Here is a 16148-nt window from a genome sequence, read left to right on the forward strand (position 1 = left end):
GTATATTCACTAGACTCGATAATGTGAAATGAGGGAACGCAGTGAACCTTTTTGAAGAGAATCTTGCAATAATTAGTCAAAGAAATGCTCCGGATTTCATTGCGGAAATGGAAACAGGAGAAGCTCCCTTTAACTATCTTGGTACGGATGAAGAGGGAGTCAAGATTTTCTATGGTTACGATGACAGACCTTTTATCATTGACCAAGTGATTGATGAAACCCATTTGCCTAATCCTAATCTGAGACAATTAGTATTTCTATTTGGTATTGGATCCTTAGAAGAAATTCGAAAAGTCGCTAGACATGCACATAAGGAATCACTTTTTGTAATAATCGAACCTAATCCATACTTCTTTCAACACGCTTTGTATTATGAAAATTTTAAGGTGATTGAAAACTTAAATTATCTCATTGTTACAGAAATAGCGGATAAGCTATCTAATCTATTTAAGATTCTTTTTTCAACAAAGCTATTCTATTTACTTAAAAATATTACCTTCTACCTTAATTCATACTATCGAAAATATGATGGCGGTTCAGTTAATAAGTATATTGATAAAATAGGGACCGCTATTAAAAATAGAAGTTTTATTATGGGTAATTCAATTCAAGATTCTCTTATTGGACTTATTAATAATCTGAACAATATAAAATCATTGACTGAGAATGTTAATATTGCAAACTTAAAAAATAATTTTTTAGGAGTTCCTGCCTTCGTAATCTCAGCAGGACCATCACTAGATAAAAATATTAAGGAATTAAAAGCAGTACAAGGAAAAGGGATGATTATTGCCGTAGATACTATTGCCCAGAAATTATTAGACAATGGGATTACACCGGACTTTATCTGTACTGTTGAACGAGGCTCTATAGTGTGGGAATATTTTTACGAAAATAGAGAATATCCCTCCAATCTCTACCTTGTATCATCTTTAGTTGCTGATCCAAGAATTATTGAAAAGTTTAAATGTAAAGCGGTTTTACCGATGCGTTCTAATGTCCGTGAGTATTATTGGTTTAGCGAGAAACTAGGCTTAACTCAAGATTATTTTATGTGGATGGGTGCTTCTTGTGCACACATCGCAGCAGGCTTTGCACTTCATGTTGGAGCCTCACCCATTGTTATGGTAGGTCAGGATCTTGCATATGGGAAGAATGGGACACACGCTAACGGTACTGTATATGATACAAAGCCGCTAGATCAAGAGGATAAAGGGTTATTGATTCCAGGGTACTACGGAGGTCAAGTTCAGACTCGTAAGATTTGGATGGAATTCAAACATATCTTTGAAAATATGTTTGAAAAGACTGATCGATTAATTATCAATGCGACTGAAGGTGGGGCAAAAATTGAGGGTACTGTCCAGCGTCCGCTTAATGATGTTGTAAAGGAGTATTGCATCCAAGAATGTAATGTGCTAGAAAGGATGCAGAAGGTTCCAAATTGTTCTATTGATTGGAATTCAGTGGAAGATAAAATGAATGATTACCTTAAGAATCTGGAAGGATTGCAGTCTAACATTGCTGATCATTTGAATGTACTTAAAAAGTATAGTCAAGATTGGGTAGGTTCGATGCCAGAGAAAAGAGTCAAAAAGATATATCAAACAATGAAGAAAACCGATGTTTTTTTAAAGTTAATAGATACAGACCAATTATTATACCATAATATTCAAGGCCCATTGGCTATACTCTTGCAGAAGTTCCATGCTATAGAAGAAGTAGATTCTTTGAGAAGCTTGAAGGAGAATCTAGATGTTCAGATTGAGCTTTGTGAGATGATGGAGAATACGATGTGGCTAATTATCCAAGTGATTCAGGAAAATTTTCCTTGGAACAGTACTGAACATTCCAATGAGTAACAAATGAATTCATTTGTAACCCTGAAATGCCTAAAGTCTACAAATAAGCCTTGGGATTGGTGTAAACCCGGAGCCATCGGAGCGCCGGATATCGTAAGAAACCTAAGCAGTTTATTCGATAGTCATGCTATAATTAGCCCTAGGATGACAGAAGAAATCTATATGCATTATAAAAAGGTGATGTTAGATGTTTAATAATAAATCAATTCTAATTACCGGGGGGACCGGCTCCTTTGGGAAGCAGTATGTAAAGTCTATTCTAGAGTACTATAAGCCTAGAAGAGTTATTGTCTACTCCCGGGATGAACTGAAACAATTTGAAATGCAACAGATTTTTAATTCATCGGAAATGCGTTATTTTATCGGGGACGTGAGAGATGCAGAGCGACTTAGACAAGCGATGCTTGGTGTAGATTATGTCATTCATGCCGCTGCATTGAAGCAAGTCCCAGCAGCCGAATATAATCCCATGGAATGTATTAAAACCAACATTCATGGTGCTCAAAATGTTATTACTGCTGCTATTGAAAATGAAGTGGATAAGGTTATCGCACTGTCCACTGATAAAGCAGCTAATCCAATTAATCTCTATGGGGCCACAAAGTTAGCATCAGATAAGCTATTTGTTGCTGCTAATAATATTACTGGGGGACATCGGACACGGTTTTCGGTTGTTCGATACGGTAATGTTGTGGGGTCGCGCGGTTCTGTTGTACCATTTTTTAAAAAAATGATTTCTGAAGGTGCTACAGTATTACCTGTTACTGATCCAAGGATGACTAGGTTTTGGATTACGATTCAAGATGGAGTACATTTCGTTTTGCAAAATTTTGAAAGGATGTATGGAGGCGAAATCTTTGTTCCTAAGCTCCCTTCGATGAGAATTACGGATTTAGTTGAAGCGATGGCTCCTGATATGCCAATAGATATTATAGGTATCAGACCAGGAGAGAAATTACATGAAATCATGGTTCCTGCTGATGACTCACACTTGACACTTGAATTTGATAAACATTACGTAATTAAACCAACTATAAGCTTTACTTTTAATGTTGATTATGAGACTGATGCGATTGGAGAAAAAGGGAAACCAGTGGAGCAAGGTTTCGAATATCAATCTGGGACAAATTCAGAGTTCCTTACTGTTGAACAGTTAAGGGAGATGAATGAGCAACTATGAATCAAATTCCCTATGGGCGGAAGCATATTATCGACGATATTTTGGCGGTAGAAGGAATCTTGAGGTCTGATTGTTCAACTCAAGGGCCAACGATTGAGAGATAGGATGACCAGTATTGTATAATCATACAGTCAGAGAGGTTTTAAAATGAAGGTTGGAATAATTGTACAGGCCCGAATGACATCCACCCGATTACCTGGGAAAGTACTGAAGAATGTGATGGATAAACCACTTCTTGAGTATCAAATTGAACGACTACGTCGGGTTGGTCGTGCGGACGAAATTATTATTGCAACAACTACGAATGGAGCGGACCAGCCGATTGTTGATTTATGTCAGCGTATGGGAGTAAAAGTTTTTCGAGGTTCTGAGGAGGATGTCCTTTCAAGATACTATGGCGCAGCGCAAGAGTATGGTTTAGATGTCGTGGTGCGAACCACGTCGGATTGTCCTCTCATTGATCCTGAAGTAGTTGATGATGTGATAGGTATGTATCAAGAGCACGTGGAAAGCTGTGACTATGTTTCGAATTGCTTAGCTAGAACTTATCCTAGGGGGATGGACACAGAGGTTTTCCCATTCAGTCTCTTGGAAAAGGCTTATATGGAAGCGACTGAGCAAGCACTACGTGAGCATGTCACCCCATATATTTATGACAGTAACCAGAGATTTCGTTTAATTAATGTAGCTTATCCAGGTGATGAAAGCCATCATCGGTGGACGGTGGATACTCCGGAGGACTTTGAGCTTATTAAACGTATTTTGGAAACACTATATCCTAAAAATCAAGCTTTTGGATTGAAAGACGTCCTATCTGTAATGAATGCTCATCCGAGCTGGTTTTATCTTAATGCGCAGATTGAGCAGAAGAAGATAAGGTAACGGTTTTTAATAACCGGAGAAAAAGAGTTGATCATATGTTAGTGGTTATACGTGCTGACGCCTCGCAAACTATTGGCAGCGGACATATTATGCGTTGTCTGACTTTGGCAGATCGATTAAGGTTACAGGGTGCAAATATAAGTTTTGTTTGCCGGGATTTCCCTGGAAATCTATCGGAGTATATCAGAAGTAGGGGTTTTGAGGTGTATCTCCTACCTAGTAATGAAGCGACTAAACCGATATTTAACTACCCAGAGCAGGTGTGGCTGGGAACCACCTGGGAATCAGATGCGAATCAAACTATGGGTGCCCTCAAAAGGTATGGGAGGACGATTGATTGGTTAATCGTTGATCAATATGGTATTGATTATCGGTGGCAGTCGAGTTTGCGGACGAAGGTAAATAAGATCATGGTGATTGATGACTTGGCAAATCGGCGTCATGACTGTGATGTATTACTAGATCAGAATTACTATCATTACATGGAGGAGCGTTATCAAGGATTGGTTCCTAAGGGTTGTTCTATATTTTTAGGCCCTCGCTATCTCTTGTTAAGAGAAGAATTTTATAGAGCCAGAAAGAATATGAGAGTCAGAACGGGCAAGGTTTCCAATCTCCTCGTGTTCTATGGGGGAGCAGACACGACAAATGAGACTGAGAAATGTTTAAAGACAATAAGTGAGTGTGTAAACTCAAGGATAAAGATTAACGTGGTAACTGGTCAGTCTAATCCACGTAAAGAACGGATTAGGGAACTATGTTCATTGAGACCGAATATTAATTATCATTGTCAAGTTTCGAATATATCGGAGATGATGAATATAGCCGACCTAGCTTTTGGAGCGGGGGGGGCGACAACCTGGGAGAGATGTTTTTTGGGCTTGCCGTCCATCGTAACCGTAACTGCTGAGAATCAAATGGAAACAACTCAAGCAGTTGCTGATTTGGGGGCAATTTGGAATCTAGGGTGGTATGAGAAAGTAAATACAGTTATGTTGAATGAAGTTATTGAAGGATTTCTTATCGAACCTAGTAAGATAGTAGAAATGCAAATAAAGGCCCTAGATGTATTGGAAGTTAGAGATGCTTCAGGGATTGAACAGTTGATTAAGGGAATTTCTTAAGTGTGGAGTGAATCAAGATTAAGGTGAAAAATGCTGAACTCAATATTTGGCGCAAAAAGGAGTTAGGGCAGATGCTTAAATTGGTTAATATTGAAGAAGCAGACCTAGAAACACTGATGCACTGGCGGATGCAACCAGATGTAACCAAATATATGTATACTGAACCAAAGTTAACTATGGAAATGCAATACAAATGGTTTCAATCCATAAACCAGGATCCAACGTGTAAACACTGGATGATTGAATTTGAGAATACTAAGATTGGCACTATAAATCTGACGAATATAGATTACAGAAATAGTAGGTGTTCTTGGGGGCATTATATTGCGGATACATCTTTACGCGGTAGGGGTATCGGAAAGGCAATAGAGTATAATATTTACGATTATGTATTACATGAATTAGAATTAAATAAATTAATAGTGGAGGTATTAGCCTTTAATGAACATGCAATAAACCTTCATAAAAAATGTGGTTCTCAAGTCGAAGGTGTCTTAAAACAGCATATTAAGAAGGGAAACAAGTATCACGATGTTGTAGTCATGGGGATATTAAGAAGTGAGTGGTCGGAGCTTAGAACTAAGGTAGAATACGATAAAATAATTATTGAGGGTAGGGAAAACTGAAAGTTGGACTTTCCCAAGATCACTCAATGGAGTGCATTAATGGCAAGGTGGAGAAGTTCTAGCATTATCGGGGTTGACGCACCAGAATTTTTGTGTAAGGAAGAATAAGGAGAACTCAGATGAAAGTGTTTGAGATTGAAGGAAGAAAAATAGGAAAGGATTATGAGCCTTTCGTTATAGCTGAAATGTCCGGAAACCATAATCAGTCTTTAGAACGGGCCTTATCAATTGTTGAAGCGGCAGCTAAAGCAGGCGCTCATGCCTTAAAATTGCAAACATATACAGCTGAAACCATGACCCTGGATATTAACCAAGGAGAATTTCACATTGATGACCCTGAGAACCTTTGGCAGGGTAACTCTCTTTATAATCTGTACAAACAGGCATATACTCCTTGGGAATGGCATAAACCTATCTTTGATCGTTGCAGAGAACTAGGCCTCATTTGTTTCAGTACGCCCTTTGATGAAACTGCCGTTGATTTCCTGGAATCGTTGAACGTTCCATGTTATAAGATTGCATCCTTTGAAAATACTGATCTTCCCCTTATGCGAAAAGTCGCCTCCACAGGAAAACCAATGATTATATCAACGGGTATGGCAACTGTTTCTGAGATTGATGAAACTCTGCGTACCGTGAGGGAGAATGGATGTAGTGAAGTCGTTTTGCTTAAGTGTACAAGCAACTATCCTGCATCACCTAAAAATTCAAATTTGATTACTCTTCAGAATATGAGACAACTCTTTGAATGTCAGGTAGGATTATCTGATCACACACCAGGCATCGGGGCTGCTGTAGCAAGTATTGCGCTTGGTTCGACAGTTATTGAAAAGCACTTTACTCTGTCGAGATCCGATGGAGGGGTAGATGCTGAATTTTCGCTGGAACCAAAAGAAATGAAGTCTTTGGTCGAAGAATGCAGAAGGGCTTGGGAGGCCCTAGGTTTTGTTCATTATGGCCCCACAGAAAAAGAAGAAAAGTCTTTACAATTTCGTCGCTCTTTGTACATAGGTCAAGATATGTTAGAAGGTGATATATTTACACCTGACAATTTGCGTGTAATTAGGCCTGGTTTTGGGTTGCCCTCCAAATATTACGAAATTCTATTGGGCAAGAAGGTAAATCAACCAGTCAAAAAAGGGACACCAGTGGGATGGGGATTAATAGGTTAAGATTTTTAGAAATTTATCAGCTTTTAGGAGGTAAAATTGGACAAACTGAGGCTTTTAAGTAGGATTAGTAAATTATATCAAGAGAAAACTAATATTATACAATATCTAAAGGGTATAGATGGGCGTGAGCATAATTCGGTTGAAGATATTTTGATAAGCTACGACTTTCAAGCTGGTACGTATATACAGAAATATCTAGAAAATCCTGAGTTTACTAAGGAATATTGTTTTTATCTTGCAAATATCATAAATAGTTTATGTGAATTTAATTCATTATTAGAAGTTGGAGTTGGGGAAGGTACTACACTTGGCCCGTTGTTGAAAAGTCTTACTCAGCAACCAAAGAAATGTTATGGCTTTGACATATCATGGTCGAGGGTAAAATATGCGAAGAGATTTTTAGATGGATTGAATCTAAATGATGTTGAACTATTTACAGCTGATTTATTTTGCACACCACTAAGAGATAACTCGATTGACATCGTATATACTTCTCACTCCATTGAACCGAATGGTGGAAGAGAAGAAGAGGCTCTCATAGAACTTTATCGCATCACTAAGAAATATTTAATACTATTAGAACCATCATATGAATTTGCAAATGAAGAAGCAAGAGCAAGAATCTTAAGTCAGGGTTATATAACTAATTTGTATACAACTGCAAGACGACTTGGCTATAAAGTTATAGAACATAGGCTCTTTGAAGTAAGTTCAAATGCTTTGAACCCTACTGGAATAATGATAATTGAAAAAGATATTAATTCAGAAGAATTAAATCCATTATGCTGTCCGATTACTAAAACTGAGATTCAGAAAAGTTATAATGCCTATTTTTCAAAAGAGAGCCTTCTAGCATATCCGGTAATTGGAGATATACCGTGCCTGTTAAGTCAAAATGCTATAGTAGCAACTAGATTTTTAGACTAATAAAATCTACAGTAATAGAAAGTAAGAAACGCTTATATACAGTAATTGATTTATCTAAATAACCAAGATCTCACACCATGAAATTAAACGAAATAGATATAGCTGATTCAGGGGATATCGTATTTCAAGTGGGAGCAAATGCTGGACGAAGTGTGAGTTTCCAATGCCGTGATCTTAGGACATCAGCATTAGGGCTAACGACCGCTAATATCGCAACACTTAGTGGAGCTGAAGCCGCCAATAGTGCTATTGATGCTGCTATAGGTGTAGTATCTAGCGCCCGAAGTTACTTCGGAGCCATTCAAAATCGATTGGAACATACGATAGGGAATTTAAGCAATGCAGAGGAAAATCTAACAGCAAGTGAGTCGCGTATCCGTAACCTAGACGTGGCGAAAGAGATGGTGGGTTTCCAAAAAAATAATATCCTTGTTCAAGCCGCTCAAGCCATGCTGGCCCAAGCAAATCAACAGCCTCAAGGCGTTCTTCAACTTCTACGTTAATTGCTTAGAGGAAACTCAATACAGACATCACAAGGTCAGTGACATTTGTCTCTGACTTTTTGTATTTTTTGCTTTCAGTTTTCAAAATTATTTAGGTTCATTAGACTAAAGTATTGAGGCTATTTTTCCGATAATCACTATATGAGTGTATTTTGATTTGGTATTGGCAATTGTAAGATGCCATCGGATAAATTAGAAAACTATTCATCTTGAAAATAGGGGGAATTTTGATGGTTATGCGGACTTATGGTCTAAGCGGTTCAGGAATGGATGTAGACCAAATGGTCAAGGATTTAATGAAAGCGCGTCGTGCTTCATATGATAAGGTATGGCAGAAGAAGACCCAGCTGGAATGGAAAAAAGCGGATTACAATTCGATGTATACTACGCTCAGTAATTTTCGCAATACCACAGCTTTTAATTATAAGCTGCAAAATACATTGATGCCCAAAAGTATCTCCTCCACGGCGGAAAGCACTGTTTCAGCAACTGCTAACTCCGATGCAGCCAATGTCAGCCATACAATTAGTGTGACACAACTTGCTGAAGGCGCTAAGTTGACAAGCGCCGGAAGAATATCCGTACCAATGGCTAGTAAAGAGAGCTTAAGTACTCAGTTTGGATTGGCAGCAGATGAAACCTATGAGATTATTATCAAAAACGGGACAGCTTCGAAAACCATTCAAGTGGATACAAACAAGAGTGTTTATGATTTTGTCAGAAGTATAAACGATGCTGGCATTGGCATAAAGGCTAACTATGATGCTACCTTAGATCGATTTTTTATAAATACGTCTGGATCGGGGGCAAATGTTGGCCTGGACTTCTCGGGTACTGTCGACATAGACGGCTTAGACTTTCTTAATAAGACGTTGAAGCTTGCCGATGTTACATCGTTTTCGACAACTGGGCAGACAAGCAGTGCAGATATCGGTCTAACAGATGCTGATGCTTCGCTATCTTCACAATTGGGAATGACAGGTAGTTTCATATTAAAATTGACGAATGGTACTATCACTAAAGATATCACGATTAACAACACCGATTCGCTAAACAACCTAATTAGTAAAATAGATGATGCTGGTGTTAACGCCGATGCTAGCTATGTTGGTGGACTATTCACTCTTAAATCGACCAGTGGAACACTAAGTGTCGCAGGAAGCGACCAAGCGGCCATTGATTTCTTAAATGATAAATTAAATCTAGATATATCCCAGACAACTTCGAACCAAACAGGAAAAGATGCTCAGTTTAACTTGGATGGCGTGAATCTTTCTCAGACTAGCAACGCCTTCACAATTTCTGGTGTGACCTATAATCTCAAGGCACAAGGCTCATCTAATATTGTTGTTTCGGCTGATAACGATAAGGCCATCTCAAATGTCAAAGCTTTCATCGATTCATATAATGCAACACTGGAGAAAATCAACGGCGAGCTGAAAGAAGAGAAATATTCGACTTACCTGCCACTTACGAGTGAACAGAAAAAAGAGATGAAGGATTCAGAAATAACAGACTGGGAGAAACAGGCGAAAAGCGGGATGCTTCGTCGTGATTCCATTCTGCAAGACGCAGTATACAAATTACGAAGTGATATTTCCACGCCCATTAGTGGCCTCACTGGAAAATATAATAGTCTGGCGTCAATCGGTGTAACAACAGGAGATTATTCCGAAGGGGGCAAGCTTTACCTGGATGAAACCAAGCTGAAGAAAGCTCTGGAAGAGGACCCCGATGTTGTTAGTAAGCTCTTTAGTACAAGTAGTGATACTCGGGCGAACCAGGGTGTGGCCGTCCGCTTTTATGATACGTTAAAGACCTCTATGGATAAGATTGCTACCGTGGGCGGTTATAGTGGTACGATTGCTGATGACACAAAAAGCAGTTTGGCCTTGCAAATAATTAGCTACAATAAGAGCCTAATAACTATGAATGATCGTCTAAGCGATATCGAAGATCGTTACTATAAACAGTTCGATGCCATGGAAACCGCACTAAGTAAAATGAGTCAACAAAGCAGTTGGCTTTCACAACAGCTAGGTAGCTAAGGAGGAATAAGAAGATGAATTCACAGATGAACATGGCAAATGCCTATAAAAATCAGCAGATTATGACTGCCTCACCTGAGCAACTAACCTTACTCCTCTATAACGGAGCCTTACGTTTCCTGAACGAAAGTATCCAGGCAATGGAACAAGGCGATTTTCCAAAATCCCACAACGCTAATCTTCGTGTCCAAGACATCGTACGCGAATTCATGTATACGCTAGACATGAATTACGAAATCTCACAAACTTGGGCTCAACTTTATGAATACACAGAGTATTGCCTTATTCAGGGCAATATCAAAAAAGATATAGAGCTGCTGCAACAGGCGAAGAGTATACTAGAGGAAATGAGAGATGCCTGGGCTGGTGCCATGAAGCAAACTCAAGTCGCTCGGGCAGCAGGAAAGTAATAGGAATGGGTGAGAAGTGATGGCTGAAAAGACAGCTCAAGCCTTATGGCAGGATTACCTTTTCCTAACCAAAGAGATGTTGAAATTCCTTAATAAGCAGGATATGGAGCTCTTTTACGAACTAATGGATCAGCGGGAACGCCTGCAGACCATCATTGAAGAGACCCCGGACGAGGGCTTCAAACTTTCGCCGAAAGGGTTGAGTTTGCTCGCCAAAGTTGAGAGAGAGAATCAAGTCATATTCCATGATTTGCAGTTGAAGCATAGTCGTGCGAAGCTACACCATCAGGTATCAGAAGTTTACAATAACGTGGGTAATGCTTCAGTTAGTAGAGTCAACTGGGAACGATAATTGGATTGATAGAGGGGGAATTGGAATTGATCGAGCCAATTCAATCAAATAAGCAGACCACTGTCATGCCCATAGATACTTATCCCGGTCAAAAGCTCGAACGTTCGCAGGATATTCCTAGACCTATCGTCGAACGAAAAGATGAATTACCTTCAGCTCGTGAGGAGATTCCTCGCGAAGATGTCGAGCAGGCGACAGATAAGCTCAATCGCTTGATGGGTCTTATCGATAAACGCTTACGGTTTGACCTTAACGAAGAGTCTGATCAGATTATGGTTCGGGTTATTGATCAGGACACAGATGACGTCTTAAAGGAGATGCCTCCCAAGCGAGTTTTAGAACTTCTCCATTCCCTGACAGACATAGCAGGTTTGTTGGTCGATCAAAAAGTATAGATATATTGTTAAGTTTATGCGTAAACACTCTGATATTTGTTCAGAGTGTTTTTTTTTGAGAGTATTTTGATGGTTTTTGCCTGAGAGTCCTAAAATAAAGGGACCTTAGTCCTAAGAATAATGTCGAAAAGGGGGATTTACACCTTTTATATCGAAGTGCTAGTATTATGTAAAGCATCATCAAAGATTTGCTAATATTCTCCTTACTTGGAGGAATTATAGCTATCTTGGCGAATAAAGAAAATTGGAGCACTCTGTAATCGTGCTTCTTAAGGATAATTAGGATATTTACATAGGTTATATACATTTGTGTTCTAATGGAATTTGTCATAATAAGTAATCCGGATTTCGAAAGATAGGGGTGGGACTAAGCATGAGCCAAGAAGAGGATCAAAAACTCGGGGTGGACCTTGGTGAGTTTCTGGAATTTTACCTGTTAGATTCTCAGGAACAGATTGACAAATTGGGAGCAGGCTTGTTGCAACTTGAAAAGGAAGGCAACAATATCGGACTCATTAATGATTTATTCCGTTCTGCACATAGTTTAAAAGGGGCATCTGGAACCATGGGCTTTACTTCGATCGTTGCCTTGACACATGCAGCGGAGGATTTGCTCGACCGTTTACGGCAGGGGCAGATAGAAGTTTCTCTATCCATGGTTGATGTTCTTTTAGCCGTTACGGACCGTGTGAAGGCCATGCTAAATCAAGTCGAACACAGAGAGGAAATTTCACTCGAGTACCAAGACTTGGTGGATGAGATGAAAGCACTGATTAACGGGGAGGTCCGGGTTTCACCTGACAAAAATGAAAAAACCCCTAAGCAAGAACCTGAAGATAATCAATACACCCCTGTAGATTTTCAACTGACAGCAGAGGAAAAAGATCAAATCTCAAATGCGCTGTCTATGGGTCATGGTGTCTACCAAGTGGATGTCAAGTTTGTCCCGAATACCTTGATGAAAGCTGTTCGGGCCGTGATGGCAATGCAGCGTATGGAGAATTTGGGTAAATTGGTTAAACTCCTGCCGAGTATAGAAGATTTAGAAGTGGGCTCTCCAGATGGTTTTGCCTTGCTTGCGCTTTCAGATGATTCCCCAGAGGAGATTCGTACGGAACTTCTTGGAGTTTCTGAGCTCGCCGATGTCGTTGTTAACCCTTATCTCGGCTTAGATGTTCAGGAAGCACGGGGCGGCGAGGAAGAGATTGCTGCAGCTTCTGCACTTGAAGAGACAGTAACCATTCCGCCTGCTAAAGCTGTACACGAAATAGCTCCACAAACCACTAAACTCACCCAAGTGGCGCCTGCTATTGCTCCAGCTAAGCCAGTCAATGCCAATGCAGCAACAAATGAGGGGAATACCCAAGTACATACGATTCGTGTGGATACTGCTCGCATGGATAACCTTATCAATCTTGTAGGAGAAATGGTCATTACACGGACACGACTGGTTCAGATTGGACTAGATCTTAAAGAAGCACATCGTATGGATGGCCTTGTGAACAACTTAAATGAAACCAACGTTTATTTAGGACGTTTAATGAATGACCTTCAGGAGAGTGTCATGCGTCTTCGCATGGTACCGATCGGAACGGTCTTTAGTCGTTTCCCACGTTTAGTTCGCGATCTCGCACGAAAAACCGATAAAGAGATTGACCTCGTGCTTAAAGGAGAAGACACAGAACTTGATAAAACAGTCACCGAGGTGATAGGCGACCCCTTAATGCATCTCATTAGAAATTCTGTAGATCATGGCATCGAGACTCCAGAAGAGCGTCGGGCCGCTGGGAAACCCGAAGTTGGACAGATCACTCTCGATGCATACCATGAAGGTAACCATATCGCCATTCTCATTTCTGATGATGGCAAAGGGTTAGATCTCAATCTAATTCGGGAAAAAGCCATAAGAAAAGGCTTAATTGGTGAACGTGAAGAGCTTGATGAGCGAGATATTGCGAACCTTATTTTCCTCCCCGGCTTTAGCACTGCTGAAAAGGTCACAGACATCTCCGGTCGTGGAGTCGGAATGGATGTCGTAAAGAAAGCCTTGAATAACCTCGGAGGAATGATTGATATCACGACTCGCGTAGGACAAGGAACCACCTTTACTATTCGTCTACCCTTGACTTTAGCGATTATTCAAGCGCTCTTAGTCGAAGTCGGAACAGAGATTTATGCAGTTCCTTTATCCTCGGTACTAGAAACCCTGCTCGTCGAGAGAAAGGATATCAAAGCTGTCGGTGGATTACCCATGGTTCAACTCCGTGGAAACACCCTTCCGCTCATTTCTCTCCGAGATAAATTTGAACTTCCCGCATTGGAAGAAGAGAGTGAGGAAGTATTTGTTGTTGTCGTAGGACTCGGAGATAAAGCCCTTGGCCTCATCGTCGACGGCCTCCGCGGACAACAAGAAGTCGTTATTAAATCCCTCGGCGACTTCCTCAATAATTTACCTGGCATCGCCGGCGCCACCATCCTCGGTGACGGAAAAGTCACTCTCATTCTCGATGTTGGAAGCTTAATTCAAGATATCTTAGTCACGAGGAAGAGCTAATAAAAAATTTAACAAGCCATATACTTAAGAGCTACAGTTAATGAATACATAAGTATATCTGTAAGAAACAACCCAAGGATTTTGCTTTACATTAGTGAGCGCCTTCTAAGCGAGCGGCTACCAATCTTCGCGAAAAGTATGCAGCGGAGACGGGTTGGAAACATGGACGTTTCCAACCGGCTAATAAGCCATGGATGGCGATTCAGCCACGAAAGCCTCCAGTGACGAAAGCCTCCGGTGGAGGGTTTCGCCCGAAGCCGCATGCTTAAGAGATAGCTTTACGGCTGAAGGGGGGGGTTGCCGAAGCCGCAAACCCGTGATGATTCTAAACGGTGAAGGATGTACCCGTCGAAGTGAAGGACTTGAGCGTTAGATTGGTCCGCGCAACTTACAGAGAGAACGGTGTAAAGCAAAATCCTGGAGACCTACCTTAAAAAATCCTGATAAATTAGTAATACTCCCAAGTAAGAAGAGGAGGGTGACTTTATGGCAGAAGAACAACTTGTCACATTCAGCCTTGGTTCAGAAGAATTCGGCGTGGACATCATGCGTGTCCAAGAAATTATCCGTATCCCACCCATCACGCGGGTACCAAAAGCCCCCAGCTATGTCGAAGGGGTTATTAATTTACGTGGAAATGTCATTCCCGTAGTAAGCTTACGTAACCGCTTTGGTATGGATCGTGTGGAAGAAACCGATCTAAGCAGGATTATCGTATTACAAGTTCAGAATAAAGTATTTGGTATTCGTGTAGACGCAGTGACCGAAGTCCTTCGTCTTGATACGGATTCCATTGAACCACCACCGCCAGTCGCGTTAGGTATGGATTCACACTTCATCCTTGGTGTTGGAAAAATTGAAGAAAGACTCCTGATTCTTCTTAATCTCGATTACATCATGGGTGGAGAGATGGGACATGAATCAGCCTAATTCACCCATCACGGTACTCATTGTCGATGATTCTCCCTTCATGCGACTCACCTTACAGAAGATTTTGAATCAAGATCCGGAAATCAAAGTTCTTGATTCGGCACGCGATGGGAGAGACGGGATTGAAAAGCTACAATCTCTCCGTCCCCAAGTCGTAACGATGGATGTAGAAATGCCGGTCATTGATGGCCTTCAAGCCCTCGATGAAATTATGCGTTGGCAGCCCACTCCGGTCATAATCCTAAGTGCAGTAACAACAGAGGGAACACAGGCAACTTTAAAGGCCTTAGACGCTGGCGCCTTTGATGTCGTGGCGAAACCTTCAGGTGGGCCAGGTGCTGACTTACAGGCCCTCGCTCGAGACCTTATTGCCAAGGTGAAGGCGGCAGCTCAAGTAGACCCTAGTCGATTGGGTAAAAGAGGAACAATTAATCGTCCTAAAACCAAGCCTGCCACAAGGCCGACAACAACGACTGGAACCATTAGTGCTTATACCTCTGGTATACCCTCAGGAACTACGTCCTCCCTTGGGAATACGGCCTTACCTCCTGGGAGTACAAAAACTCGCTTCACGGAATCACAGGGGGTGCTACCTAAGCATCCAATCGAAATCGTAGCCATCGGAACTTCTACAGGGGGGCCATCTGCCCTACAGAATGTACTACCACAACTTCCTGCAGATTTCCCTGTTCCGGTGCTTGTTGCACAGCATATGCCTCCGGGCTTTACCGGACCTTTAGCCCAGAGACTCAATGGGCTCTGTTCACTGAATGTCCGGGAAGGCGTTCATGGGGAAGTCTTGAAGGCTGGGACCATCTATTTTGCACCCGCAGGAAAGCAACTTCAGATTCAACGTCGAGGGAGTCAACTCTTTCTACATATCGGAGAGGATTCGCCTATTCCCACTCTATATCATCCCTCGGTGGATGTGATGTTTCTTTCCTTGGCTAAGGAAATCGGGAAAGGAGCCTTGGGAGTGGTTATGACAGGGATGGGGAATGACGGTCTTAAAGGAATGCGGGAGATAAAAGCCTCGGAAGGGTTTGCAATCGCTGAAGCAGAAGAAACGTGTGTCGTCTACGGGATGCCGCGAGCCATTGTGGACGCGGGACTTGCTGATCGGGTGATTCCCCTCGGGGAAATTGGCCGAAATATCGTAGAATGTGTTCAAAGGAGGTAATCA

Annotated in this window: 16 protein-coding genes; all 16 read left to right on the top strand. The window is 41.2% G+C overall.

Annotation, left to right across the window (positions count from 1 at the left end; genetic code table 11):
• Positions 1 to 41 precede the first annotated feature (41 nt).
• The 16 genes from ACZ42W_RS04965 (at position 42) to ACZ42W_RS05040 (ending at position 16145) form a co-directional block, all read left to right on the top strand.
• Positions 42 to 1862: a motility associated factor glycosyltransferase family protein gene (locus ACZ42W_RS04965; RefSeq protein WP_464168860.1), complete on the top strand. Its 1821-nt coding sequence runs from the start codon at positions 42 to 44 to the stop codon at positions 1860 to 1862.
• A gap of 3 nt (positions 1863 to 1865) precedes the next feature.
• Complete coding sequence (locus tag ACZ42W_RS04970) at positions 1866 to 2057, top strand: hypothetical protein (protein WP_464168862.1); 192 nt, start codon at positions 1866 to 1868, stop codon at positions 2055 to 2057.
• Complete coding sequence (pseB, locus tag ACZ42W_RS04975) at positions 2050 to 3042, top strand: UDP-N-acetylglucosamine 4,6-dehydratase (inverting) (RefSeq protein ID WP_464168864.1); 993 nt, start codon at positions 2050 to 2052, stop codon at positions 3040 to 3042. Before ACZ42W_RS04970 ends, pseB begins: the two co-directional genes overlap by 8 nt.
• A 147-nt stretch (positions 3043 to 3189) precedes the next feature.
• On the top strand, positions 3190 to 3924 hold the full coding sequence (locus ACZ42W_RS04980; RefSeq protein WP_464168865.1) for a cytidylyltransferase domain-containing protein: 735 nt from the start codon (positions 3190 to 3192) through the stop codon (positions 3922 to 3924).
• Positions 3925 to 3959: 35 nt separating this feature from the next.
• A complete protein-coding gene (gene pseG / locus ACZ42W_RS04985) occupies positions 3960 to 5048 on the top strand; it encodes a UDP-2,4-diacetamido-2,4,6-trideoxy-beta-L-altropyranose hydrolase (protein ID WP_464168867.1) in 1089 nt (362 codons plus the stop codon).
• Positions 5049 to 5119: 71 nt separating this feature from the next.
• Positions 5120 to 5674 carry a UDP-4-amino-4,6-dideoxy-N-acetyl-beta-L-altrosamine N-acetyltransferase gene (gene pseH, locus ACZ42W_RS04990; RefSeq protein ID WP_464168868.1) on the top strand — a complete coding sequence of 185 codons (555 nt, stop codon included), beginning with the start codon at positions 5120 to 5122 and terminating at the stop codon, positions 5672 to 5674.
• Positions 5675 to 5793: 119 nt separating this feature from the next.
• Positions 5794 to 6846: a pseudaminic acid synthase gene (gene pseI / locus ACZ42W_RS04995; RefSeq protein ID WP_464168870.1), complete on the top strand. Its 1053-nt coding sequence runs from the start codon at positions 5794 to 5796 to the stop codon at positions 6844 to 6846.
• Between the two features lie 36 nt (positions 6847 to 6882).
• Entirely contained in the window at positions 6883 to 7773 is an 891-nt protein-coding gene (locus tag ACZ42W_RS05000; RefSeq protein WP_464168872.1) for a methyltransferase domain-containing protein, read from the top strand.
• Positions 7774 to 7850: 77 nt separating this feature from the next.
• Positions 7851 to 8276 carry a flagellin gene (locus ACZ42W_RS05005; protein WP_464168873.1) on the top strand — a complete coding sequence of 142 codons (426 nt, stop codon included), beginning with the start codon at positions 7851 to 7853 and terminating at the stop codon, positions 8274 to 8276.
• 230 nt (positions 8277 to 8506) lie between these two features.
• Positions 8507 to 10324 carry a flagellar filament capping protein FliD gene (gene fliD / locus ACZ42W_RS05010; protein WP_464168875.1) on the top strand — a complete coding sequence of 606 codons (1818 nt, stop codon included), beginning with the start codon at positions 8507 to 8509 and terminating at the stop codon, positions 10322 to 10324.
• 14 nt (positions 10325 to 10338) lie between these two features.
• A complete protein-coding gene (gene fliS, locus ACZ42W_RS05015; RefSeq protein ID WP_464168877.1) occupies positions 10339 to 10734 on the top strand; it encodes a flagellar export chaperone FliS in 396 nt (131 codons plus the stop codon).
• A 19-nt stretch (positions 10735 to 10753) separates the two neighbouring features.
• The gene (locus tag ACZ42W_RS05020) at positions 10754 to 11086 is read left to right on the top strand and encodes a hypothetical protein (protein WP_464168879.1); all 333 of its coding nucleotides are present in this window, start codon (positions 10754 to 10756) and stop codon (positions 11084 to 11086) included.
• A gap of 20 nt (positions 11087 to 11106) precedes the next feature.
• Positions 11107 to 11481, top strand: a complete 375-nt coding sequence (locus ACZ42W_RS05025; RefSeq protein WP_464168881.1) for a flagellar protein FlaG — start codon at positions 11107 to 11109, stop codon at positions 11479 to 11481.
• Positions 11482 to 11854: 373 nt separating this feature from the next.
• Positions 11855 to 14035 (top strand): chemotaxis protein CheW, encoded by a 2181-nt coding sequence (locus ACZ42W_RS05030; RefSeq protein ID WP_464168883.1) that lies wholly within the window; start codon positions 11855 to 11857, stop codon positions 14033 to 14035.
• Between the two features lie 486 nt (positions 14036 to 14521).
• Positions 14522 to 14965, top strand: a complete 444-nt coding sequence (locus ACZ42W_RS05035; protein WP_464168885.1) for a chemotaxis protein CheW — start codon at positions 14522 to 14524, stop codon at positions 14963 to 14965.
• On the top strand, positions 14952 to 16145 hold the full coding sequence (locus ACZ42W_RS05040; RefSeq protein WP_464168887.1) for a protein-glutamate methylesterase/protein-glutamine glutaminase: 1194 nt from the start codon (positions 14952 to 14954) through the stop codon (positions 16143 to 16145). Before ACZ42W_RS05035 ends, ACZ42W_RS05040 begins: the two co-directional genes overlap by 14 nt.
• The last annotated feature ends 3 nt before the right edge of the window (positions 16146 to 16148 follow it).

The sequence above is a fragment of the Desulfitobacterium elongatum genome (assembly GCF_055378975.1).